This is a genomic window from Streptomyces sp. NPDC003036 (assembly GCF_040611175.1).
GTDB lineage: Bacteria > Actinomycetota > Actinomycetes > Streptomycetales > Streptomycetaceae > Streptomyces.
In genome coordinates, this window is the sequence record NZ_JBEXNO010000046.1 from 18,291 (window position 1) to 40,933 (window position 22,643).

At 71.3% G+C, this 22,643-nt stretch carries 21 protein-coding genes; 4 read left to right on the plus strand and 17 right to left on the minus strand.

Translation table 11 applies throughout. The features are described 5' to 3' along the window. Positions 1 to 5: 5 nt before the first annotated feature. Positions 6 to 443 carry a DUF948 domain-containing protein gene (locus ABZX67_RS27950; protein ID WP_355365568.1) on the minus strand — a complete coding sequence of 146 codons (438 nt, stop codon included), beginning with the start codon at positions 441 to 443 and terminating at the stop codon, positions 6 to 8. Positions 444 to 617: 174 nt separating this feature from the next. Between ABZX67_RS27950 and ABZX67_RS27955 the strand changes: the two genes are divergently transcribed. Further along, a complete protein-coding gene (locus tag ABZX67_RS27955) occupies positions 618 to 2,696 on the plus strand; it encodes a regulator (RefSeq protein WP_355365571.1) in 2,079 nt (692 codons plus the stop codon). A 125-nt stretch (positions 2,697 to 2,821) separates the two neighbouring features. On the opposite strand, the gene rpsD is transcribed toward ABZX67_RS27955, so the two are convergent. Continuing rightward, the gene (gene rpsD / locus ABZX67_RS27960) at positions 2,822 to 3,436 is read right to left on the minus strand and encodes a 30S ribosomal protein S4 (RefSeq protein ID WP_010470463.1); all 615 of its coding nucleotides are present in this window, start codon (positions 3,434 to 3,436) and stop codon (positions 2,822 to 2,824) included. A 194-nt stretch (positions 3,437 to 3,630) separates the two neighbouring features. On the opposite strand from rpsD, the gene ABZX67_RS27965 reads away from it, so the two are divergent. Next, positions 3,631 to 4,311, plus strand: coding sequence for a DUF2470 domain-containing protein (locus ABZX67_RS27965; protein ID WP_355365575.1), 681 nt, complete (start codon positions 3,631 to 3,633; stop codon positions 4,309 to 4,311). A 14-nt stretch (positions 4,312 to 4,325) separates the two neighbouring features. On the opposite strand, the gene ABZX67_RS27970 is transcribed toward ABZX67_RS27965, so the two are convergent. From ABZX67_RS27970 to ABZX67_RS27985, 4 genes are all read right to left on the minus strand, one after another. Then, positions 4,326 to 5,684, minus strand: coding sequence for a replication-associated recombination protein A (locus ABZX67_RS27970; protein ID WP_355365578.1), 1,359 nt, complete (start codon positions 5,682 to 5,684; stop codon positions 4,326 to 4,328). 57 nt (positions 5,685 to 5,741) lie between these two features. Further along, a complete protein-coding gene (locus ABZX67_RS27975; protein ID WP_355365581.1) occupies positions 5,742 to 6,362 on the minus strand; it encodes a vitamin K epoxide reductase family protein in 621 nt (206 codons plus the stop codon). 134 nt (positions 6,363 to 6,496) lie between these two features. Beyond that, positions 6,497 to 7,759, minus strand: a complete 1,263-nt coding sequence (gene hisS / locus ABZX67_RS27980; RefSeq protein WP_355365584.1) for a histidine--tRNA ligase — start codon at positions 7,757 to 7,759, stop codon at positions 6,497 to 6,499. 11 nt (positions 7,760 to 7,770) lie between these two features. Beyond that, entirely contained in the window at positions 7,771 to 8,478 is a 708-nt protein-coding gene (locus tag ABZX67_RS27985) for an MBL fold metallo-hydrolase (RefSeq protein WP_355365587.1), read from the minus strand. A 166-nt stretch (positions 8,479 to 8,644) separates the two neighbouring features. Here ABZX67_RS27985 and ABZX67_RS27990 point away from each other — a divergent pair, with 166 nt between their 5' ends. Together ABZX67_RS27990 and ABZX67_RS27995 are read left to right on the plus strand one after the other, a co-directional pair. Next, positions 8,645 to 9,424: a peptidylprolyl isomerase gene (locus ABZX67_RS27990; RefSeq protein WP_355365590.1), complete on the plus strand. Its 780-nt coding sequence runs from the start codon at positions 8,645 to 8,647 to the stop codon at positions 9,422 to 9,424. A gap of 212 nt (positions 9,425 to 9,636) precedes the next feature. Continuing rightward, on the plus strand, positions 9,637 to 10,866 hold the full coding sequence (locus ABZX67_RS27995) for a DUF349 domain-containing protein (protein WP_355365593.1): 1,230 nt from the start codon (positions 9,637 to 9,639) through the stop codon (positions 10,864 to 10,866). A 69-nt stretch (positions 10,867 to 10,935) separates the two neighbouring features. On the opposite strand, the gene ABZX67_RS28000 is transcribed toward ABZX67_RS27995, so the two are convergent. The 11 genes from ABZX67_RS28000 to pdxS form a co-directional block, all read right to left on the minus strand. After that, entirely contained in the window at positions 10,936 to 13,428 is a 2,493-nt protein-coding gene (locus ABZX67_RS28000) for a bifunctional (p)ppGpp synthetase/guanosine-3',5'-bis(diphosphate) 3'-pyrophosphohydrolase (RefSeq protein WP_355365596.1), read from the minus strand. Between the two features lie 217 nt (positions 13,429 to 13,645). Then, positions 13,646 to 14,191 (minus strand): adenine phosphoribosyltransferase, encoded by a 546-nt coding sequence (locus ABZX67_RS28005; RefSeq protein ID WP_355365598.1) that lies wholly within the window; start codon positions 14,189 to 14,191, stop codon positions 13,646 to 13,648. Further along, positions 14,188 to 15,303 (minus strand): protein translocase subunit SecF, encoded by a 1,116-nt coding sequence (secF, locus tag ABZX67_RS28010; RefSeq protein ID WP_355365601.1) that lies wholly within the window; start codon positions 15,301 to 15,303, stop codon positions 14,188 to 14,190. Before secF ends, ABZX67_RS28005 begins: the two co-directional genes overlap by 4 nt. 1 nt (position 15,304) lies before the next feature. Next, positions 15,305 to 17,065, minus strand: a complete 1,761-nt coding sequence (gene secD, locus ABZX67_RS28015; protein ID WP_355365604.1) for a protein translocase subunit SecD — start codon at positions 17,063 to 17,065, stop codon at positions 15,305 to 15,307. 153 nt (positions 17,066 to 17,218) lie between these two features. Beyond that, positions 17,219 to 17,713, minus strand: a complete 495-nt coding sequence (gene yajC, locus ABZX67_RS28020; RefSeq protein ID WP_355365607.1) for a preprotein translocase subunit YajC — start codon at positions 17,711 to 17,713, stop codon at positions 17,219 to 17,221. Positions 17,714 to 17,889: 176 nt separating this feature from the next. Further along, complete coding sequence (gene ruvB, locus ABZX67_RS28025; RefSeq protein WP_355365610.1) at positions 17,890 to 18,978, minus strand: Holliday junction branch migration DNA helicase RuvB; 1,089 nt, start codon at positions 18,976 to 18,978, stop codon at positions 17,890 to 17,892. A 20-nt stretch (positions 18,979 to 18,998) separates the two neighbouring features. Then, the gene (gene ruvA, locus ABZX67_RS28030; RefSeq protein WP_355365613.1) at positions 18,999 to 19,613 is read right to left on the minus strand and encodes a Holliday junction branch migration protein RuvA; all 615 of its coding nucleotides are present in this window, start codon (positions 19,611 to 19,613) and stop codon (positions 18,999 to 19,001) included. Further along, entirely contained in the window at positions 19,610 to 20,173 is a 564-nt protein-coding gene (ruvC, locus tag ABZX67_RS28035; RefSeq protein ID WP_355365616.1) for a crossover junction endodeoxyribonuclease RuvC, read from the minus strand. The genes ruvA and ruvC overlap by 4 nt, the downstream gene beginning before the upstream one ends. A gap of 129 nt (positions 20,174 to 20,302) precedes the next feature. Next, the gene (locus ABZX67_RS28040; protein WP_351823323.1) at positions 20,303 to 21,055 is read right to left on the minus strand and encodes a YebC/PmpR family DNA-binding transcriptional regulator; all 753 of its coding nucleotides are present in this window, start codon (positions 21,053 to 21,055) and stop codon (positions 20,303 to 20,305) included. A 62-nt stretch (positions 21,056 to 21,117) separates the two neighbouring features. After that, a complete protein-coding gene (gene pdxT, locus ABZX67_RS28045) occupies positions 21,118 to 21,711 on the minus strand; it encodes a pyridoxal 5'-phosphate synthase glutaminase subunit PdxT (protein WP_355365620.1) in 594 nt (197 codons plus the stop codon). 13 nt (positions 21,712 to 21,724) lie between these two features. After that, positions 21,725 to 22,639 carry a pyridoxal 5'-phosphate synthase lyase subunit PdxS gene (gene pdxS / locus ABZX67_RS28050; RefSeq protein ID WP_355365623.1) on the minus strand — a complete coding sequence of 305 codons (915 nt, stop codon included), beginning with the start codon at positions 22,637 to 22,639 and terminating at the stop codon, positions 21,725 to 21,727. Positions 22,640 to 22,643: the final 4 nt, after the last annotated feature.

Below are 22,643 nucleotides of genomic sequence, written 5' to 3' on the forward strand. Positions count from 1 at the left end.
CTGCCTCAGCCCTTCCGCTTCTTCCTGCTGCTCCGGGCCGACGGCACCGTACGGCCGACGACGACCGTGCGCCGGGGCTGCTCGGCCGGCTTGTCGTTTCTGCTCCGGCTCATCGCCCGGCGTACGCCGTAGCCGAACGCCGCTACCTTGACCAGCGGTCCGCCGAACGTCGAGGCGACCGTGGTGGAGAGTGCGGAGGCGTTGGAGGTGACCTCCTGGACGTCCGTCGCGATGGCGTCGACCCGGTCCAGCTGGGTCTGCGCGGCGCGCACCGTCGTGGAGGCGTCGGCCAGTAGCGGAACCGCTTGCTCCGTCACCTCTGCCACGAGCCGGGTGGTCGCCTTCAGCGTCTGGGCCAGCCTCACCAGCACCACGGCCAGGAAGGAGACCAGGATCGCCCAGAAGACGGCCACCAGAATCCCGGCAACCTCTCCACCGGTCACTGCGCACCGCTCTCTCAATGGATGCTTCGAAAAGTCGTGATCCGAGCCTATCGCGCCCGCCCGCGCTCCCCGAACCGCATTACGCGTGGCCTGGGGCGGAGATGAGGACGAACCCAGCGGAGCCGTACGGTCCGATTGTACGGAGCGCTGCGGTCTCGGTACCCTCCGTGTTTCATGCGACGGAGCAACCTTCCGGCAGAGCTGAACCGGTTCGTCGGGCGCGAGGGCGAACTGGGCGAGCTGCGACGACTCCTGACGGAGTTTCGGCTCGTGACGGTGGTGGGCGTCGGCGGGGTGGGAAAGTCCCGGCTGGCCCTGCGCGTCGCGGCGACCGTGGCCGACGGCGTGGCGAAACGCTCCTGCGACGGGGTCCGGCTGGCCGGGCTCGCCACCCTGCGGGACGCGGGGCTGCTGGAGCACGCGCTGATGGAGGCGCTGGGCCTGACCGACCACACGTGCCGGCCGCCGCGCGAGGTGCTGGTGGAGTACCTCGCCGAGCGGCGGCTGCTGCTCGTGCTGGACGGTTTCGAGCACCTCGTGGAGGGGTGCGCCGCGCTCGTACGGGAGTTGCTGTGCCGTGCGCCGGGGCTGACCGTGCTGGCCGCCGGGCGCAGGCCGCTGCGGATCGACGGCGAGGCGGTGCTGCCGCTGGCGCCGATGTCCGACGACGACGCGGTGCGGCTGTTCCTCGACCGGGCCGCGGCGGCCGTGCCCGGCTTCCGGGCCGCCGACCCCGGCGCCGTACGGGAGCTGTGCCGCCGCCTGGACGGCATCCCGTTGGCGCTGGAGCTGGCGGCGGGGCGGCTGCCGGCCCTCGGCCTGGAGGGCCTGCTGCGCCGGCTCGACGACCGTTTCCGGCTGCTGACCTGCGGGGCCAGGGGTGAGCTCGCGCGCCATCGCACGCTGCGGACCGCCATCGGCTGGAGCCATGAGCTCTGCACGCCCGAGGAGCGGCTGCTGTGGGCGCGGCTGTCGGTCTTCGCCGGGCCGTTCGACCTGGAGGCCGTCGAGTACGTGTGCGCCGGCCCGCAGCTGCCCGCCGAGCGGGTGCTGGACGTGCTCGGGGAGCTGATCGCCCAGTCGGTGGTGGTACGCGAGGACACGGCGGCGGGCGTGCGGTACCGGATGCTCGACACGGTCCGGGCGTACGGCGCCGAGTGGCTGTCGGCGCTGGGTGACGAGGAGCGGCTGCGGCGGCGGCACCGGGACTGGTACCTGGGCCTGGCCGCGTGGTGCGAGCTGGACTGGTTCGGCCCGCGCCAGGCCGAGGTCGCGGCGTGCACCGACAGCGCCCTGCCCGATCTGCGGGCCGCGCTGGAGCTGTGCCTGGAGGAGCCCGGCGAAGCGCACCTGGCGCAGCACCTCGCCGGAACGCTGTGGTTCTACTGGGTGGGCTGCGGGCGGCTCGCGGAGGGCCGGCACTGGCTGGACCGGGCCGTGGCGCTGGAGTCCCGCCACGGCGAGGCGCGGCTGAAGGCGCTGTGGGTGCTGGGCTATGTGGCGATCCTTCAGGGCGACACCACCGCGGCGATGGCCGCGCTCTCCACCTGCGAGGAGGACGCGGCGCGTGCGGGGAACGCGCTGGCCGCCGCGTACGCCGTCCACCGGATGGGGTGTCTGGCGCTGGTCTCGGACGACATGCCGTACGCCGAGGAGCTGCTGGGGCGGGCGCAGGAGGCCTACCGCGCGCTGGGCGAGCTCAACAGCCAGGTGCTGATGGGTCAGGTCGAACTGGCCATGGCGAAGGTGTTCCTGGGGGACCTCGACGGTGCGGTGGCGCTGTGCCGGGAGGTCCGCGAGGTCTGCGAGGAGCGCGGCGAGCGGTGGACCCGGGCGTACGCGCTGTACGTGCTGGCCTACGCGGCCTGGACGCGCGGCGAGCACGGCGAGGCGCGGGGCCTGCTCGGCGAGTGCATCGCCATCGACCACGCCTTCCACGACCTGGTGGGCCTGGTGCTGGCGGTGGAGCTGCTCGCGCTGGTGACGGCGAGCGAGGGGGACCCGGCGGAGGCGGCGGTGCTCCAGGGCGCGGCCGCGCCGATGTGGGAGGCGGTCGGCCTGCCCCTGTTCGGCTCTGGCTACTTCGGTGCGCCCCGCGCCCTGTGCGAACAGCGGGCGACCGAGCTGCTGGGCGCGGAGCGCTATCGCGCGTACGAGGCGGAGGGGCGGGCCCTGCCCCTGGAGGCGACGGTGGCGCGGGCGCTGGCGGGCGGGCCGGAGGAGGCACGGGCGCGCTCGGCGCCGTCGGCCTGAGGGGGCCGGGAGCCCCGGAACACGGCCCCGGAACGCGGCCCGGGAACGCGACCCGGGAACGCGGAGAGCCCGCCGCCTCCCCAACGGGAAGCGGCGGGCTCGAAGCCGGTGAGGCTACGCCTGCGTCAGCGGGCGTAGTACTCGACGACCAGCTGCTCGTCGCAGATGACCGGGATTTCCTTGCGGTTCGGCTCGCGGTCCAGGCGGAAGGCCAGGGCCTTCAGGTTGACCTGGAGGTAGCGCGGGGTCTCGCCGTCGGGGGCGAAGCCACCCTCGCGGGCGACCTGGAACAGCGTCTTGCTGCGGCTGCGCTCGCGGACCATCACGACGTCGTCGGGGCGCACGCGGAAGGACGGCTTGTCGACCTTCTGGCCGTTGACCTCGATGTGGCCGTGGACGACCATCTGGCGGGCCTGGTAGATGGTGCGGGCGATGCCCGAACGCAGGACCAGGGCGTCGAGGCGGCGCTCGAGCTCGACGACCAGCGCCTCGCCCGTCTTGCCCTCGGCCTTCTTGGCGCGGTCGTACGCACGCGCCATCTGGCGCTCGCTGATGTCGTACTGGGCACGCAGACGCTGCTTCTCGAGCAGACGGACCTTGTAGTCCGAGTTCTGCTTGCGGCCACGGCCGTGCTCACCCGGCGGGTAGGGGCGAGCCTCGAAGTACTTGACGGCCTTCGGCGTCAGCGCGATACCGAGCGCACGGGACTTCTTGACCTTGGGACGCGACTGGTTAGGCACGTTCTCCAGACCTCCGATATAGGTTAGGTTAGGCTTACCTTAATCAAGGAGATCGCATGTCGAGCCCTGGGAACACCACGCGCATCACAGACTGCAGCACAAAGAGCGATGCTCCTGCCTCGCAGAGCATCGATGTGACGGAGGTCCGATCAGCTCATGGTCAGCCGCGTCCCAGCGGGCTTGAAACCGCCCGGATGCCGTCAGCAGCCGAGCGCACACGAACTCTCGTACAGAGTACATGCTCCGCGGTACTCATCGCGCCGGGGACCGAGGGCGCCCGCCCCGAGCAGCTGGTGCCCGACGCACGGACCGTCGGCACCGGCGGCGAGATCTTCCTGCTGTACCCCGCCGACTCCCCGGCCGTACGCGCCGCGACGCACGCGCAGGACGACGAACTGCCCGCCGTACTGGAGCTGACCGACGTCGCCCCGGTCGCCGTCCCCGACCGGATCCGCGGCCGCGCCTGGGTCTCCGGCTGGCTGACCAGCGCGCCCGGCATCGCCGCCCCCGGCCACATGATGCTGCGCCTGGAGGTCGGCGAGGTGCACGTCGACGACCTCTGGGGCGACGCGGCGGTCGAGCCCGAGGACTTCGCGGCCGCCCGGCCCGACCCGCTCAGCGCGTACGAGACCGAACTGCTCCAGCACCTCGCCGCCGCCCACGACGACCACGTCCAGGCCCTGAGCACCCTGCTCGGGCGCGATGACGTGAAGAGCGTCGTGCCGCTCGCGGTGGACCGGTTCGGGCTGCGGGTGCGGTGCCGCGACGCGGCCGGGGGTGCGTTCGACGCGCGCTTCGACTTCCCCACGCCGGTGAAGGACGTCCACGGGCTGCGGCGCGCCATGCACACCCTCTTCCAGGCGGCGCGGAGCTGACCCGCCGGCACCGACTAGGCGGTGCCTTCGCCGCGCAGCCGCTCGCGGACCTTCTCCACCACGTCCGCGTACCGCGCCTCCGCGCCGTACCGCGTCGGTTCGTAGTACCGCTTGCCGTGGATCGCGTCCGGTGCGTACTGCTGGGCGGCGATGCCGCCCGGGACGTCGTGGGGGTAGACGTATCCCTGGGCGTGGCCCAGCTTGGCCGCGCCCTTGTAGTGGCCGTCACGCAGATGGGGCGGCACCGGTCCCGCCAGCCCGTTCCGCACGTCCGCCTGGGCGGCGAAGATCGCCGTCGTCGCGGCGTTCGACTTCGGTGCCAGGGCGAGCGCGATCGTGGCGTGGCTCAGCGTGAGAGCCGCCTCCGGGAAGCCGATCATGGCCACCGCCTGGGCCGCCGCGACCGCGAGGGGCAGCGCCGTCGGGTCCGCGAGTCCGATGTCCTCGCTGGCGGAGATCATCAGCCGGCGGGCGATGAACCGCGGGTCCTCCCCCGCCTCGATCATCCGCGCCAGATAGTGCAGGGCCGCGTCCACGTCCGAACCGCGGATCGACTTGATCAGCGCGCTCGCCACGTCGTAGTGCTGGTCGCCGTCCCGGTCGTACTTCACCGCCGCCCGGTCGACCGTCTCCTCCAGGGTGGCGAGGGTGATCTCCGGCTCCCCCTTGGCTATCGCCGCACCGGCGGCCGCCTCCAGGGCGGTCAGCGCCCGGCGGGCGTCGCCGCCCGCGATCCGCAGCAGATGCGCCCGGGCGTCCTCGGGCAGGGTGACCGCGCCGCCCAGGCCCCGCTCGTCGACGAGCGCGCGCTCCAGCAGGCCGCTGATGTCGTCGTCGGTGAGCGGTTCCAGGGTGAGCAGGAGCGAGCGGGAGAGCAGGGGGGAGATCACCGAGAAGTAGGGGTTCTCGGTGGTGGCGGCGATGAGGGTGACCCAGCGGTTCTCGACCGCCGGCAGGAGCGAGTCCTGCTGGGCCTTGCTGAAGCGGTGGATCTCATCGAGGAAGAGGACGGTCTCCTTGCCGAACCCGCCGGCCGCGCGGCGGGCCCCGTCGATGACCGCGCGGACCTCCTTGACGCCGGCCGTGATCGCGGACAGCTCGACGAAGCGCTTGTTGGTCGCCTTCGAGACGACGTACGCCAGGGTCGTCTTCCCGGTGCCGGGCGGCCCCCACAGGATCACGGAGGAAGCGCCCGCCGGGCCGCCGGCGCCCTCGCCGACCAGGCGGCGCAGCGGCGATCCGGGCTTGAGCAGATGCTGCTGGCCGACGACCTCGTCCAGCGTGCGCGGGCGCATCCGGACGGCCAGGGGGCGGCCGGCCGGGTCCTTCTCCTGGCGGTCTTCGGCTGCGGCGGTAAAGAGGTCGGGCTCCACATCCAGAAGCCTATGTCAGCCCACTGACAGTCCCGGCCGGGCCGGTCAGCCGGCCGGTCAGCTGGTCCAGAAGTCCCACCAGCGGGTGAGGATCAGCATCCCGATGATCCCGATGTGGACGGCCGGCAGGACCCAGGTGAACTCGTCGAAGAAGCCACGCAGCGCGCGGGGCGCGGGCAGCAGCCCGTTGCGGACGTTGTGCGAGGTCACGTACCAGAACATGACGATCGTCGCGACCCACGCCAGCGAGCACCACAGGCACAGCGCGTTGATCTCGTACAGCGACTGGTACATCAGCCACATGCAGAAGCCGACGCCGAAGAGCGTGCCCGCGTTCAGCCCCAGCCAGTACCAGCGGCGGAAGCGTGCGCCGCCGAGCAGCGCGACGCCGATGGCGATCACCATGGCGTACGTGACCAGGCCGAGCATCGGGTTGGGGAAGCCGAAGGCCGACGCCTGCTCGCTCTTCATGATGTTGCCGCAGGAGACGACCGGGTTCAGGCTGCAGCCCGGTGTGAAGGTCGGGTCCTCCAGCAGCTTGAACTTGTCCAGCGTGATCACCCACGCCGCGAGGAGCCCCGCCGCGCCCGTGACCACCAGCATCCACGCGAACGCCCGGCTCGACCCCGTACCCGCACGGGAGTCCGGGGACACGTCCTGAACCGTCGCAGTCGTCATATCGCCGTTCCATCGTTCGGAAGCTGGTGGGCAGGGATCATTTTGCCGCACCCGGGTCGCCCTCCGCCGTTCGGTGGACATAAGAAGGGCGGGGTCCGGCCATGACCGGACCCCGCCCCGGGCGTGCGTGCGTGTCAGGCGTAGCGCGCCTGGAGGACCTCGACGACCGAGTCCAGCGCGACCGCTTCCTGCTCGCCGGACTCCATGTCCTTGAGCTGGACCACGCCGTCGGCCAGGTCGCGCTCGCCGGCGACCAGCGTGTACCGGGCACCGGACCTGTTGGCCATCTTCATGGCGCCCTTCAGGCCGCGGCCGCCGTACGCGAAGTCGGTCGCGACCCCGGCCCGGCGCAGCTCGGTGACGACGCCGAACAGGATCCGGCGCGCCTCCTCGCCCACCGGCACCGCGAAGACGCTCGTCGTCGCCGGCAGGTCGAGGGTGATGCCCTCCGCCTCCAGCGCCAGGACCGTGCGGTCCACGCCCAGGGCCCAGCCGACGGACGGCAGGGCCGGGCCGCCGATCATCTCGGAGAGGCCGTCGTAGCGACCGCCGCCGCCGACCGCGGACTGGGAGCCGAGGCCGTCGTGGACGAACTCGAAGGTCGTGCGCGTGTAGTAGTCCAGGCCGCGCACCAGCTTCTCGTCGTCCTCGAAGGCGACGCCCGCCGCCGTCAGCAGCTCGCGCACCTGCTCGTGGTACGCCTTGCACGCCTCGCACAGGGAGTCGCGCAGGAGCGGCGCGCCGACCAGCTGCTTCTGGACCTCGGCGCGCTTGTCGTCGAGGACGCGCAGCGGGTTGATCTCGACGCGGCGGCGGGTGTCCTCGTCCAGGTCCAGGTCGCGCAGGAAGCCCTGGAGGGCCTCGCGGTAGGCCGGACGGCACTCGCGGCAGCCCAGGGAGTTCAGCAGGATGCGGAACTCACGCAGGCCCAGCGAGCGGTACGCCTGGTCGGCGAGGATGATCAGCTCGGCGTCGAGCGCCGGGTCCTCCGCGCCGATCGCCTCGGCGCCGACCTGCGAGAAGTGGCGGTAGCGGCCCTTCTGCGGGCGCTCGTAGCGGTAGTACGAGCCCGAGTACCAGAGCTTGACGGGGAGGTTGCCCGACTTGTGGAGGTTGGCCTCCAGCGCCGCGCGCAGCACGGACGCGGTGCCCTCGGGGCGCAGGGCCAGCTTGTCGCCGCCCTTGGTCTCGAAGGCGTACATCTCCTTGGTGACGATGTCGGTGGACTCGCCGACACCGCGGGCGAACAGCTCGACGTTCTCGAAGCCGGGGGTCTCGACGTAGCCGTAGCCGGAGTTCCTCAGCGGCGCGGCGATGGCCTCGCGTACCGCCAGGTACGTCGCCGAGTCCGGCGGAAGCAGGTCGTACGTGCCCTTGGGGGCCTGGAAAGTACTCACGGAAAGTCTCGTCACATTCCTCGTCGGGGAGCGTCCGCGCTCCCGAGGCCGGCGGCCACTTCCCGCAGGTACGGGTTGGTGGCGCGCTCGCGGCCGATGGTCGTCTGGGGACCGTGGCCGGACAGCACCACGGTCGAGTCGTCGAGCGGCAGGCACACGCGGGCCAGCGACGCGAGCATCTCGTCCATGTCACCGCCCGGCAGGTCGGTGCGTCCGATGGAGCCGGCGAACAGCAGGTCGCCCGAGAAGAAGACGGGCGGGATGTCCGCCGCCTCGGGCATGCCGAAGGTCACCGACCCCTTGGTATGGCCGGGCGCGTGCGACACGGTCAGCTCCAGACCCGCGAGGCTCAGCTTCGCCCCGTCGGTGAGCTCGTGGACGTCGTCCGGCTCCCCCACGGTCAGCTCGCCCATGAGCGGCATCCCGATGGAGCGGCCGAGGGCCTTGGCGGGGTCGCTCATCATGTACCGGTCGGCGGGGTGGATCCACGCGGGTACGTCATGGGCGCCGCAGACCGGGACGACGGAGGCGACGTGGTCGATGTGGCCGTGGGTCAGCACGACGGCGACGGGCTTCAGCCGATGCTTCTTGAGCGTCTCCTCGACTCCCTGGGCGGCCTGGTGGCCCGGGTCGATGATCACGCACTCCTCACCGGCGGCGGGGGCGACCAGGTAGCAATTGGTCCCCCAGGCCCCGGCGGGGAACCCGGCAATGAGCACGATCGTCCTTAAAAAGTCGTCCGGCGGAAGAATGCAGCAGATCAGAGCCTACCGGCGCTGCTCATTTCACAGCCAACCCGTATACGGTACGGGCACGCTCCGCCAGGACAGGTGGGAACGGGCGGACGGCCGACAACCGACCGACAACCGACAAGGAGAAACCCCGGTGGTCAGCAGCGATCAGCGGCGGCGCCAGCTCGCCAGAGAGAAGTACGAGCGGCAGATGAAGCGCCGTGAGGAGGCCCGTAAGAAGGCCAAGCGCCGCAACACGGTCATCATCGCCTCGGTCGTGGCGGTGCTGGTGGTCGGCGCCGGGGCGTACACCACTTTCCGCTCCGAGTCCGCCGCGGACGCGAAGAAGCCCGTCGAGCTCCCGCCGTCGCCGTCGGCGAGCGAGAGCTCCGCGCCGGAGCCGAAGATGGCCATCGACGCCAAGGCGAAGTACACGATGGCGCTCACCACGAACCACGGCGGCATCAAGATCGCCATGGACGCGGCGAAGACCCCGCGCACGGTGAACTCGTTCAAGCACCTCGCGGACAAGAAGTACTTCGACAACACCAAGTGCCACCGCCTCACCACCCAGGGCATCTTCGTGCTCCAGTGCGGCGACCCGAAGGGCGACGGCACGGGCGGCCCCGGCTACACCATCCCGGACGAGAACCTGAGCGCGCTGGGCAAGGCGGGCGCGGACGGCACGGTGACCTTCCCCGCCGGGACGGTGGCGATGGCCAACACCATGCAGCCGAACACCGGCGGCAGCCAGTTCTTCCTGGTCTACAAGGACACCAAGCTGCCCCCGCAGTTCACCCCGTTCGGCACGATGGACGCGGCGGGCCTGAAGGCCGTCCAGGAGATCGCCGAGGGCGGGGCCGAGGGCGGCACCACGGACGGCGCGCCGAAGAAGGCCGTCACCATCGAGAAGGCCACCGTCGGCAAGGCGTGAGGCGCGTCCCGTCCACTCGGGGCGGAGTGACGCGTGAACTGCTGAATTTCGGTCGCGCTGGGTGCGGACAGCCGGGCGGCCGGTCGCCTAGATTGGCGTTGTGCAGCGCGACCTCGACTGGCGCGTTGTGGAGGGCGGGCGAGGCCCGTCAGGGAACTGTGGACGATGCCCGGGGGTGACCGCCCTCGTCGGCATCATGTGGAGGAGGCGCTGTGAGCAGCGACCCGTGGGGCCGCGTCGACGAGACGGGCACCGTGTACGTGCGTACAGCCGACGGCGAGAAGGTCGTCGGATCGTGGCAGGCCGGTTCCCCCGAGGAGGCGCTGGCCTACTTCGAGCGCAAGTACGAGGGCTTGGTGGTCGAAATCGGCCTCCTCGAGAAGCGGGTGAAGACCACCGATCTGTCGGCCAAGGACGCGATGGCCGCGATCGACCACATCCGTCACCAGGTGGACGAGCACCACGCCGTGGGTGACCTCGACGCGCTGCGCAAGCGGCTGGACCAGCTGGTCGCGACCGTCGAGGCGCGGCGCGAGCAGCGCAAGGCCCAGAAGGCCAAGCAGACCGACGAGGCCCGCAAGGCCAAGGAGGCGCTGGTCGTCGAGGCCGAGGAGCTGGCCCAGAGCGAGCAGTGGCGGGCCGCGGGTGAGCGGCTGCGGGCGCTGGTGGACACCTGGAAGGGCCTGCCGCGGCTCGACCGGAAGTCCGACGACGAGCTGTGGCACCGGTTCTCGCACGCCCGGTCGGCGTTCTCCAAGCGGCGCAAGGCGCACTTCGCGTCCCTGGACGCGCAGCGCGAGGAGGCCCGCAAGGTCAAGGAGAAGCTGGTCGCCGAGGCGGAGGCGCTGTCCGGCTCCACGGACTGGGGTGTCACGGCCGCCCGCTACCGGGAGCTGATGGCGGAGTGGAAGGCGGCGGGCCGCGCCCAGCGCGAGCACGAGGACGAGCTGTGGAACCGTTTCCGCGGCGCCCAGGACGTCTTCTTCGCCGCGCGCAGCGAGGTCTTCGCTGAGCGTGACGCCGAGCAGGCCGAGAACCTCAAGCTGAAGGAGGAGCTCGCCGGCGAGGCCGAGAAGCTGGTGCCGGTGACGGACCTTAAGGCGGCCCGCGCGGCCTTCCGGGCCATCAACGAGCGCTGGGAGGCCATCGGGCACGTACCGCGCGACGCCCGGCCGAAGGTCGAGGGCCGGATGCACGCCGTGGAGCGGGCCATCCAGGAGGCCGAGGAGGCCGAGTGGCGGCGTACGAACCCGGAGGCACGCGCGCGTGCGGCGGGTCTGACGGGGCAGCTCCAGGACGCGGTCGACAAGCTGAAGAAGCAGATCGACGCGGCCCGGGCGGCGGGCAACGACGCCAAGGCCGACAAGCTGACGCGTGAGCTGGAGGGCCGGCAGGCGCTGCTGGACCAGGCGCTGAAGGGTCTGCAGGAGTTCGGCGGCTGATCCGCAGCTGATCCCGCAGCGGAAAGGGCCTCCCCGGTGACCGGGGAGGCCCTTTCGCGTGTCTGCCGCCTACGGCCTGCGGGCCGAGGTCACCCGGTACACGTCGTACACGCCCTCCACGCCGCGCACCGCCTTCAGGACGTGGCCCAGGTGCTTGGGGTCGCCCATCTCGAAGGTGAAGCGGGAGGTCGCGACGCGGTCGCGGGAGGTCTGGACGGCCGCCGACAGGATGTTGACGTGCTGGTCGGACAGCACCCGGGTGACGTCCGACAGGAGCCGGGAGCGGTCCAGCGCCTCGACCTGGATGGCGACCAGGAAGACGGACGACTGGGTCGGCGCCCATTCGACGTCGAGGATCCGCTCGGGCTGCTGCGAGAGCGAGTCGACGTTGACGCAGTCGGCGCGGTGAACCGATACGCCGCTGCCGCGGGTGACGAAGCCGATGATCGGGTCGCCCGGCACCGGCGTACAGCAGCGGGCCAGCTTGACCCAGACGTCCTCGACGCCCTTGACCACGACACCCGGGTCGGCCTTGGCGCGGCGCTTGCCGCGGCCACGGCTCGGCGGGGCCGACTCGGCGATGTCCTCGCTGGCGGCCTCCTCGCCGCCGAGGGCCTGCACCAGCTTCTGGACGATGGACTGGGCGGTGACATGGCCCTCGCCGATCGCCGCGTACAGCGACGAGATGTCGCTGTAGCGCATCTCGTGCGCCAGCGTGACCAGCGAGTCGCCGGTGAGGATGCGCTGGATCGGCAGGTTCTGCTTGCGCATGGCGCGCGCGATGGCGTCCTTGCCCTGCTCGATCGCCTCGTCGCGGCGCTCCTTGGAGAACCAGGCGCGGATCTTGTTCCTCGCCCGGGGCGACTTGACGAAGCCGAGCCAGTCGCGGGACGGGCCGGCGCCGGCGGCCTTGGAGGTGAAGACCTCTACCAGGTCGCCGTTGTCGAGGGTGGATTCGAGCGGGACGAGCCGCCCGTTGACCCGGGCTCCTATGGTGCGGTGGCCGACCTCGGTGTGGACGGCGTACGCGAAGTCGACCGGCGTCGCCCCGGCGGGCAGCGCTATGACATCGCCCTTCGGGGTGAAGACGAAGACCTCGTTGCGCGAGAGGTCGAAGCGCAGCGACTCCAGGAACTCGCTGGGGTCCTCGGTCTCCTTCTGCCAGTCGAGCAGCTGGCGCAGCCACGCCATGTCGTTGATGTGGTCGTCCTTGCCGGCCTTCTTCGGTACGTCGGTGCGCACCTTGGAGGCGCCGGCGACGGCCTCCTGCTTGTACTTCCAGTGGGCGGCGATGCCGTACTCGGCGCGGCGGTGCATGTCGAAGGTGCGGATCTGCAGCTCGACCGGCTTGCCGTTGGGGCCGATGACCGTCGTGTGGAGCGACTGGTACATGTTGAACTTCGGCATCGCGATGTAGTCCTTGAACCGGCCGGGGACCGGGTTCCATCGCGCGTGGACGGTGCCGAGGGCGGCGTAGCAGTCGCGGACCGTGTCGACGAGGACGCGGATGCCGACCAGGTCGTAGATCTCCGCGAAGTCCCGGCCGCGGACGATCATCTTCTGGTAGACGCTGTAGTAGTGCTTCGGCCGCCCGGTGACGGTGGCCTTGATGCGGGCGGCGCGCAGGTCGGACTGGACCTCGTCGATGACGGTGGCGAGGTACTCGTCGCGCTTGGGGGCGCGCTCGGCGACGAGGCGGACGATCTCGTCGTACATCTTGGGGTAGAGGATCGCGAAGGCGAGGTCCTCGAGCTCCCACTTGATGGTGTTCATGCCCAGGCGGTGGGCGAGCGGCGCGTAGATCTCCAGGGTCTCGCGTGCCTTCTTCTCCTGCTTCTCCCGCTTGAGGTAGCGCATGGTGCGCATGTTGTGCAGGCGGTCGGCGAGCTTGATGACCAGGACGCGGGGGTCCTTGGCCATGGCGACGACCATCTTGCGGACGGTCTCGGCCTGCGCCGCCTCGCCGAACTTGACCTTGTCGAGCTTGGTGACGCCGTCGACGAGGAGGGCGACCTGGTCGCCGAAGTCCTTGCGCAGCTGCTCCAGGCCGTACTCGGTGTCCTCGACGGTGTCGTGAAGGAGGCCCGCCATCAGCGTCGCGGGGTCCATACCGAGCTCGGCGAGGATGGTGGTGACGGCGAGGGGGTGCGTGATGTACGGGTCGCCGCTCTTGCGCTTCTGGCCGCGGTGCCAGCGCTCGGCGACCTGGTAGGCGCGCTCGATCTGGCGGAGCGTCGACGTCTCGATCTTCGGGTCGTTGCTGCGGACTATGCGCAGCAGGGGCTCCAGGACCGGGTTGTACGGCGACGAGCGCTGCACGCCGAGCCGGGCGAGGCGGGCGCGGACGCGGTTGGAGGAGCCGCCGGAGCGGGCGGCGGCGGCCGGGGTGGGCTTCGGGGCCGAGACGGGGGCCGGGCCGGAGGCGCGCTGCGGGGTGGCCGGGGGCCTGGGCGCGCCCTCCGCGGGCTCGTTCCGGTTCTGGGGCGTGGCTGGGGACGCCGCGGCCTGGTCGGCCCGCTGGTCGGGTTTCGCGGCGGAGAGTGGCTGGGCCTCGTCTGGCAAGAGCGCTCCTCGTGCGGGTCCCGGGTCCCCCGGTCGAGCCCGGACACCCATGGTATCGACCCGGGCGGCCGGGTGCTTCACGCGGTTGCGGACGGGGAAGGGGCGGGCCGGGCGGGGCTCCGTGGCCGGGTACGCCGACGGGTGCCGCAGGAACGACGACGGGCGCCGCGGGGGTGTTCCCCGGGGCACCCGTCGTGTACGTGCCTGCCTCGCGCGGTCAGAGCGTGATGAGGGCCTCCAGCGGCGCGCCGCCCAGGGCGGGCTCCAGGCGGGCCCGGCCGCCCAGGAAGCCGAGCTCCATGAGGACCGCGACGCCCGCGACCTCCGCGCCGGCCCGCCGGATGAGCTCCAGCGAGGCCTCGGCGGTGCCGCCGGTGGCGAGGACGTCGTCGATGACCATCACGCGGTCACCGGGGAGGAGGTCCTCGGCGTGCACCTCGATCTCGGCGGAGCCGTACTCCAGGTCGTACGCCTGGCTCAGTGTGGCGCCGGGCAGCTTGCCCGCCTTGCGGACGGGGATGAAGCCCAGCTGCGCCGTGACGGCGACCGGCGCGGCGAGGATGAAGCCGCGCGCCTCCAGGCCGACGATCTTGGTGGCGCCGCTGCGGACGCAGAGCTCGGCCAGCGCGCCGGTGAGCGCGTGGAACGCCTGCGGGTCGGCGAGCAGCGGGGTGATGTCCTTGAAGACCACGCCCGGCTTGGGGTAGTCCGGGACGTCCCGGATGCGGCTGAGCAGGAGCTCCTGCGTGCTGCTGACGGTCATCGCCGCTTCCCCCGGCCGCGGGTCGGCTGGCGGCGCTGGCCGACGACCGCCCCGGCGGGCGTCGCGTCCTCGGCGTCCCGGTCCGCGCCGTCCTGCGGCTCGGCGCCGCCGTCCGTGGCGTCGGCGCCGGCGGACTCGCCCTTGGCGGCGGCGGCCCGCTTGGCCAGGACGCGCTTCTTCAGCGCCTTCATGCTCGGGTCGCGCTCCTTGAGGTCGGCGACGAGCGGCGTGGCGATGAAGATCGAGGAGTACGCGCCGGCGGCGAGGCCGACGAAGAGCGACAGCGAGATGTCGTTCAGCATGCCGGCGCCCAGGAAGCCGCCGCCGATGAAGAGCAGACCCGCCACCGGCAGCAGCGCCACCACGGTGGTGTTGATGGAGCGCACCAGGGTGCTGTTGAGGCTGCGGTTGGCGATCTCGCTGTACGTCCAGCGGGTCTGCTTGGTGATGTCCTTCGACGCCTCCTTGAGCCCGTCGAAGACGACGACGGTGTCGTAGAGGGAGTAACCGAGGATCGTGAGCAGACCGATCACGGTGCCGGGCGTGACCTCGAAGCCGACCAGGGCGTAGATCCCGACCGTGATGGTCAGGTCGTGGATCAGCGCGATCAGCGCGGCGACCGCCATGCGCCACTCGAAGGCGATCGCGAGGTAGATCACCACGAGGATCATGAAGACGCCGAGGCCCGTCCAGGCCTTGTTGGCGATCTGCTCGCCCCAGCTGGGTCCGACCTGCTGGGCGTTGAGCTGGTCCTCGGGGACCTTCAGGTCGTCGGCGAGCGCCGTGGCGATCTTGTCCGCCTGAGCCGTGTCGACGTCGCTGATCTGGATGCGCAGGCCGCCGTTGCCCAGCTCCTGGACGATCGGCGTGTGCCCGGAGACCTCCGCGGTGGCGTCCCGGGCCTCGGCGACGGAGACCGAGGTCTTGGGGGTGGTGATGACCACGCCGCCCTTGAACTCGATGCCCATGTTGAGGCCCTGGACCATCAGGCCGGCGATGGCCGTGATGGTGATCAGGATGGAGACGCCGTACCAGAGCATCCGCTTGCCGACGAAGTCGTACCCGACCTCGCCGCGGTAGAGACGGGCGCCGAGGGTGCCGAGTCGTGACATCTCACGCCTCCTTCGGGTCGATGGTCACGGAGGCGGAGCGGCGCGAGCGGCGCAGCGGAGGCTTGACTCCGAGGCGCTTCGGGTCCAGACCCGACCACGCGTGGCCGCTGCCGAAGAACTTCGTCCGGGCGAACAGCGTCATCAGCGGCTTGGTGAAGAGGAACACGACGACGACGTCGAGGAGGGTCGTCAGGCCGAGCGTGAACGCGAAGCCCTGCACCTTGCCGACGGTCACGATGAACAGCACCGCGGCGGCGAGGAACGACACGAAGTCGGAGACGAGGATGGTGCGCCGGGCGCGCGGCCAGGCCCGCTCGACGGCCGGGCGGAGCGTGCGGCCCTCGCGGATCTCGTCACGGATGCGTTCGAAGTACACGATGAACGAGTCCGCGGTGATGCCGATCGCCACGATGGCACCGCAGACGGCCGGCAGGTTCAGCGCGAAGCCGATGGCCGGGCCGAGCAGCGACATCAGGGCGTAGGTGAGGACCGCGGAGGCGAGGAGGCTGAGGAGCGCGATGAGCGCCAGGCCCCGGTAGTACACCACCAGGTAGATCACGACGAGCGCGAGGCCGATGGCGCCGGCGATCAGACCGGCCATGAGCTGCTCACCGCCGAGCGCCGGGCTGACGGTGTCGACGCTCTCCTCCTCGAAGGACAGCGGGAGCGCGCCGTAGGACAGGATGTTGGCCAGGTCGGTGGCGGTGTCCTGGTTGAAGCTGCCGGTGATCTCGGCGCTGCCGCCGCCGATGACGCTGTTGACGGACGGGGCGGAGACCACCTGGCCGTCGAGCATGATCGCGAACTGGTTCATCGGCGGGGCCTGCGAGGCGAGCTTGCCGGTCGTGGCGGCGAACTTCTTGGCGCCCTTGTCGGTGAAGCCGAGCTGGACGATCCAGATGCCGCGCTGCGGGTCGAGAACGCCCTTGGCCTCGTCGACGTCCGTGCCCTCGACCTCGGACGGGCCGAGGATGTACTTGGCGTCGCCCTCGCTGCCGCAGGCCACGGTGGGCTTGGCCGGGTCGGCGTTGCGCGCCGGGTTGGGCACTTCCTTGTTCTCGCCCTTCGGACGGCAGTCGAGGGCGGCGAACTGCGCGTCCAGGGCGGCGGTGCCCGCGTCGGCGGAGCCGGACGGCTTCGGGGCGCCGGACGGGCTGCCGGACGGGGCCGGCTTGCCGGAGGTGGTCGCCGACGGCGAGGGGGCCTTCTTCAGGGCGTCCGGGACGGCGCGGCCCTGGGTGGTGGCGCTGGGCGAAGGGGTCGCCTTCCCACTGGGCGTGGCCTTGCCGCTGGGGCTGGCGCTGGGGCTCGGGGAGCCGCTCGCGGCGGGCGGCTCCCCGACGGGGCCGCTGCCGGCGGCGGTCAGCACCGGCCGGAAGTACAGCTGGGCGGTGGTGCCGACCTGCTCGCGGGCCTGCTTGGGGTCCGTCGCCTTGGGGATGTTGACGATGATGTGCCGCTCGCCCTGCTGCTGGACCTCCGACTCCGAGACACCCAGACCGTTGACGCGGCGCTCGATGATGCCGATCGCGGTCTGCATGTTGGTGTCGTTGATGGAGTCCGGCTTACCGGGCTGGTTCTCCGCCCTGAGCGTGATGCTCGTGCCGCCGGCGAGGTCGATGCCCAGGCGCGGGGTGAGGTCCCCGGACGCGAACATCCCGCCGATCAGGGCGCCCATGACGATCAGGATCAGGGCCAGGGCACGCCCTGGCCTGCCCTGGCCCCCCGTCGCCTGTCCTCTGCCCTTCTTGGGTGCTGCCACCTTCTCGTTTCTCCCTGTCCAACCGCCACGCGCCGGGTGAGCGTCGAGGCGGCCACGAAGTGGTGTGGGGATTCCCCCGCGTGTGTCGGCACGGACGCGCGGACCGCGGTCCGCCGCTACGCGGCGTCGCGCGGTCCCCGGATGATGCCAGCCTTACTTCGCGTCGGTGTCGCCGTCGCTCTTGTCGTCGCTCTTGGCGTCCTTGGCGTCCTTGGCATCCTTGGTCGCGTCGATCGCCTCGGGAGCGGTCCCGGCGTCGTCGGCCGCGTCCTTCTTGCCCAGGTCGATCTTGTCACCCTCGGTGAGCGAGGAGATGTCGTCCGGGACGACGGCCTCGTCGGCATCGCTGTCGGTGCCGGTCTCGGTGTCACCGTGGACGATGCGGTTGTACTCCTCGTCCTCGAGGACGGCGCCGATCGCGTTCTTCGCGTAGACGGCGTGGACGCCCGGGGCGACCTCGAGGAGGACCGTGTCGTCGCCGACCTCCTTGACGGTGGCGTACATCCCCCCGATCGTCCGCACGCCGGAACCGGGCTGCATCTGGTTGCGCATCGCCGCTGCCTGCTGCTGCTTCTTCTTGGCGGAGCGGGTCATCAGGAACATGGCCCCGATGAGGACGATGAACGGGAGAAGGGTCACGATATCCACGGGACGACAAATCCTTCGCACGGTCGCGGTCGGCGTCGGGGTCGGCCGCGGCCTGGTCTTCGGGGGTGGGTACGCCGACCGAAGGGTCGGCATCGGCGGAGTCTAGGCGAGTCCGCATCAATGGAACAACGCCCAGCATGGCACCGTGGTTCCGGGCCCGGCGAGTGACCTCGCCGTCACGCCCCGAACAGCCCCTGTTGTCCGCTTCCCGCGCCCTGGGCCTGCGGCGGTACGAGGCCGAGGTGCGCCCACGCCGCGGGCGTCGCGACCCTCCCCCTGGGCGTACGGGCCAGCAGGCCTTCCCGTACGAGGAAGGGCTCGGCGACCTCCTCGACGGTCTCGCGCTCCTCGCCCACGGCGACGGCGAGCGTGGACAGCCCGACCGGGCCGCCGCCGAAGAGCTTGAGGAGCGCCTGGAGCACCGCGCGGTCGAGCCGGTCGAGACCGCGGCCGTCCACCTCGTACACCGCGAGCGCGGTGGCGGCGATCTCGCGGGTGATCACACCGTCGGCCTTGACCTGGGCGTAGTCGCGGACGCGGCGCAGCAGGCGGTTGGCGATGCGGGGCGTGCCGCGGGAGCGGCCGGCGATCTCGGCGGCGCCGTCGGCCTCGATCTCGACGTCGAGGAGCCGGGCGGAGCGGTGGATGACGCGCTCCAGCTCGCCGGGGGCGTAGAACTCCATGTGCGCGGTGAAGCCGAAGCGGTCGCGCAGCGGGGGCGGCAGCAGGCCCGCCCGGGTGGTGGCGCCGACCAGGGTGAAGGGCGGCAGCTCCAGCGGGATGGCGGTGGCGCCGGGGCCCTTGCCGACGATCACGTCGACGCGGAAGTCCTCCATCGCCATGTAGAGCATCTCCTCGGCGGGCCGGGACATCCGGTGGATCTCGTCGAGGAAGAGGACCTCGCCCTCCTGGAGGGAGGAGAGGATCGCGGCGAGGTCGCCGGCGTGCTGGATGGCGGGGCCGGAGGTGATCCGGATGGGGGCGCCCATCTCGGCCGCGATGATCATGGAGAGGGTGGTCTTGCCGAGGCCGGGGGCGCCGGAGAGCAGGACGTGGTCGGCGGTGGCCCCGCGTGCCAGGGCCGCCTTGAGGACCAGGTCCAGCTGCTCGCGCACCCGCTCCTGGCCCACGAACTCGTCCAGCGACTTGGGGCGCAGGGCGGCCTCGACGGCCTGGTCCTCGCCGTCGGCGGCGGCGCCGACCAGCCGCTCGCCGGGGGCGGTCGCGGTGTCGTCGGCCGGGGGTGCGGTGTCGTCCCAGTTCACAGTGGAATGCCTCGTGGGGGTCAGCGGGTGCGGTTGAGGGTCTGGAGCGCGGCTTTGAGGAGCTGCCCGATCTGGGGCTCGCCGCCGGCCGCCTCGGCCTGCGGGGTGACGGCGGCGACCGCCTCGTCGGCCTCGCGGGTGGCGTAGCCGAGGCCGATCAGGGCGGCGTGCAGCTGGTCGCTCCAGGAGCGGACGGCCGTCGCAGCGCGGGCCGCGGGTACCGCCGAACCGACGGGCTCGCCGAGCCGGTCCTTGAGCTCGAGCAGCAGCTTCTGGGCGCCCTTCTTGCCGATGCCGGGCACGGCGGTGAGCGCCTTCTCGTCGCCGGAGGCCACCGCGGCGCGCAGCGCATCGGGGCTGTGCACGGCGAGCATGGCCTGCGCGAGGCGGGGGCCGACGCCGCTCGCGGTCTGGAGCAGCTCGAAGACCTGGCGCTCGTCGTCGTCGGCGAAGCCGTACAGCGTGAGGGAGTCCTCCCGTACGACCAACGAGGTGGCGAGGCGGGCTTCCTGACCGACCTTCAGGCCGGCGATCGTGTGCGGCGTGCACTGGACGGCCATGCCGATGCCGCCGACCTCGATCACGGCGGTCGTCGGTGCGAGCGCGGCGACGGGGCCGCTCACGAAGGCGATCATGCGGTACGGCCTTTCACGGTCATGGCTTGGTTCGTGGCCCGGTTCGTGGCGCGGTGGGCGGCGACGGCCTGCTGGAGCCGGTTCTGGGCGGGGGCCCGCCAGATGTGGCAGATGGCGAGGGCGAGGGCGTCGGCGGCGTCGGCCGGTTTCGGCGGGGCGTCGAGCCGCAGCAGCCGGGTCACCATGGCGCCGACCTGCGCCTTGTCGGCGCGGCCGCTGCCGGTGACGGCGGCCTTCACCTCGCTGGGGGTGTGGAGGGCGACGGGCAGTCCGCGGCGCGAGGCGCACAGGATGGCGACGGCGCTGGCCTGGGCCGTGCCCATCACCGTGCGGACGTTGTGCTGGCTGAAGACGCGCTCCACGGCGACCAGTTCGGGCCGGTGCTCGTCCAGCCACTCCTCTATGCCGCGCTCGATGGCGACGAGACGGTGCCCGGTCTCCGCGTCGGCCGGTGTGCGCACGACTCCGACACCGAGCATCGTCAGCGGACGGCCGGCGACGCCCTCGACGACGCCGACGCCGCACCGCGTCAGCCCTGGGTCCACCCCGAGAACGCGCACGCCACCCCTCCTTCGTTCAGCCGTTCAGCTGTTTGTGCAGGCTATCGGGTGGCACTGACAACGCGACGGGCCGGCAAGGTACGTGTCCCTTGCCGGCCCGTCGCGTACCGCTGCGTCAGGTGTCGACCGTCAGGCGTCGACCTTCGCCATGACGTCGTCGGAGACGTCGAAGTTGGCGAAGACGTTCTGCACGTCGTCGCTGTCCTCGAGCGCGTCGATCAGCTTGAAGATCTTGCGCGCGCCCTCCTCGTCCAGCTCGACCTGCATGGTCGGGACGAAGTTGGCGTCGGCCGAGTCGTAGTCGATGCCGGCCTCCTGGAGGGCGGTGCGCACCGCGACCAGGTCGGTGGCCTCGCTGATCACCTCGAAGCTCTCACCGAGGTCGTTGACTTCCTCGGCACCCGCGTCCAGGACCGCGCCGAGCACGTCGTCCTCGGTCAGCTCGCCCTTGGGGACGATGACGACGCCCTTGCGGTTGAACAGGTACGAGACCGAGCCCGGGTCGGCCATCGAGCCGCCGTTGCGGGTCATGGCGACGCGGACGTCGGAGGCGGCGCGGTTGCGGTTGTCGGTGAGGCACTCGATGAGCACGGCGACACCGTTCGGCCCGTACCCCTCGTACATGATCGTCTCGTAGTCGGCGCCACCGGCCTCCAGGCCGGCGCCGCGCTTGACCGCGGAGTCGATGTTCTTGTTCGGGACGGAGCTCTTCTTCGCCTTCTGAATGGCGTCGTAGAGCGTCGGGTTACCGTCCGGGTCGCCGCCGCCGGTGCGGGCCGCCACCTCGATGTTCTTGATCAGCTTCGCGAAGAGCTTGCCGCGCTTGGCGTCGATCACGGCCTTCTTGTGCTTCGTCGTAGCCCATTTAGAGTGGCCGGACATCTGCCTGTCTCCTTCGCGTAACCCATTTCAGAACGAACCCCAGAGATCCTACCGGGATCGGATCAGCGCGCGGCGCGCACCATCTCCACGAACAGGCCGTGGACGCGGTGGTCGCCCGTCAGTTCCGGGTGGAAGGACGTGGCGAGCGCGTTGCCCTGCCGTACGGCGACGATGTGGCCGTCGTACTCGGCGATGACCTCGGCCTGGGCGCCGACCGACTCGACCCAGGGGGCGCGGATGAAGACGCCTTCCACGGGGCCGCCGTCGATGCCCGCGACCTCGACGCCCGCCTCGAAGGACTCGTTCTGCCGCCCGAAGGCGTTGCGCCGCACGATCATGTCGATGCCGCCGAGGGTCTCCTGGCCCGAGCGCGGGTCGAGGATCTTGTCGGCGAGCATGATCAGGCCGGCGCAGGTGCCGTAGACGGGCATGCCCGCCTCGACGCGCTCGCGCAGGGGCTCCATGAGCCCGAAGAGCACGGCCAGCTTGGAGATGGTGGTGGACTCGCCGCCGGGGATGACCAGGCCGTCGACCTCGGCGAGCTCTTCGGGGCGCCGGACCGGCCTGGCCACGGCGTCCGCCGCGGCCAGGGCGATCAGGTGCTCCCGTACGTCGCCCTGGAGGGCCAGGACGCCTATCACGGGGGTGTTGCTCATGGTGTTCTGTGCCTTACCAGCCGCGGTTCGCGTAGCGCTCGGCCTCGGGGAGGGTGTCGCAGTTGATGCCGACCATGGCCTCGCCCAGGTTGCGGGAGGCGTCGGCGATGATCTTCGGGTCGTCGTAGAAGGTGGTGGCCTTCACGATGGCGGCGGCGCGCTTGGCCGGGTCGCCCGACTTGAAGATGCCGGAGCCGACGAAGACGCCCTCGGCGCCCAGCTGGCGCATCAGCGCGGCGTCGGCGGGGGTGGCGACGCCACCGGCGGAGAACAGCACGACCGGCAGCTTGCCGAGCTCGGCGACCTCCTTGACGAGCTCGTACGGGGCGCGCAGCTCCTTGGCGGCGGCGAACAGCTCGTTGTTGTCGAAGCCGCGCAGCTTGGCGATCTCGTTCTTGATCTGGCGCAGGTGGCGGACGGCCTCGACGACGTTGCCGGTGCCGGCCTCGCCCTTCGAGCGGATCATGGCCGCGCCCTCGGCGATGCGGCGCAGGGCCTCACCGAGGTTGGTGGCGCCGCAGACGAAGGGGGTGGTGAAGGCCCACTTGTCGGAGTGGTTGACCTCGTCGGCCGGGGTGAGGACCTCGGACTCGTCGATGTAGTCGACGCCGAGGGACTGCAGCACCTGGGCCTCGACGAAGTGGCCGATGCGGGACTTGGCCATGACCGGGATGGAGACCGCGTCGATGATCTCCTCGATCATGTTCGGGTCGGACATCCGGGCCACGCCGCCGTCCTTGCGGATGTCGGCGGGGACCCGCTCCAGGGCCATGACCGCGACGGCGCCGGCGTCCTCGGCGATCTTCGCCTGCTCGGCGTTGACCACGTCCATGATCACGCCGCCCTTGAGCTGCTCGGCCATGCCGCGCTTCACGCGGGCGGTGCCGGTCTCGGGGGACTGCGGGGTGGTGGGGAGCGTGCTGGACACGAGG

Excerpts from the sequence above, each read along its gene's own strand:
- ABZX67_RS27955 (WP_355365571.1), top strand. The coding sequence starts at position 618 with ATGCGACGGAGCAACCTTCCGGCAGAGCTGAACCGGTTCGTCGGGCGC.
- ABZX67_RS27965 (WP_355365575.1), top strand. The coding sequence starts at position 3,631 with ATGCCGTCAGCAGCCGAGCGCACACGAACTCTCGTACAGAGTACATGC.
- pdxT (WP_355365620.1), bottom strand. The coding sequence starts at position 21,711 with ATGAGCAACACCCCCGTGATAGGCGTCCTGGCCCTCCAGGGCGACGTA.
- ABZX67_RS28005 (WP_355365598.1), bottom strand. The coding sequence starts at position 14,191 with ATGACCGTCAGCAGCACGCAGGAGCTCCTGCTCAGCCGCATCCGGGAC.
- secF (WP_355365601.1), bottom strand. The coding sequence starts at position 15,303 with ATGTCACGACTCGGCACCCTCGGCGCCCGTCTCTACCGCGGCGAGGTC.
- ABZX67_RS27975 (WP_355365581.1), bottom strand. The coding sequence starts at position 6,362 with ATGACGACTGCGACGGTTCAGGACGTGTCCCCGGACTCCCGTGCGGGT.
- ABZX67_RS28040 (WP_351823323.1), bottom strand. The coding sequence starts at position 21,055 with ATGTCCGGCCACTCTAAATGGGCTACGACGAAGCACAAGAAGGCCGTG.
- ruvA (WP_355365613.1), bottom strand. The coding sequence starts at position 19,613 with ATGATCGCCTTCGTGAGCGGCCCCGTCGCCGCGCTCGCACCGACGACC.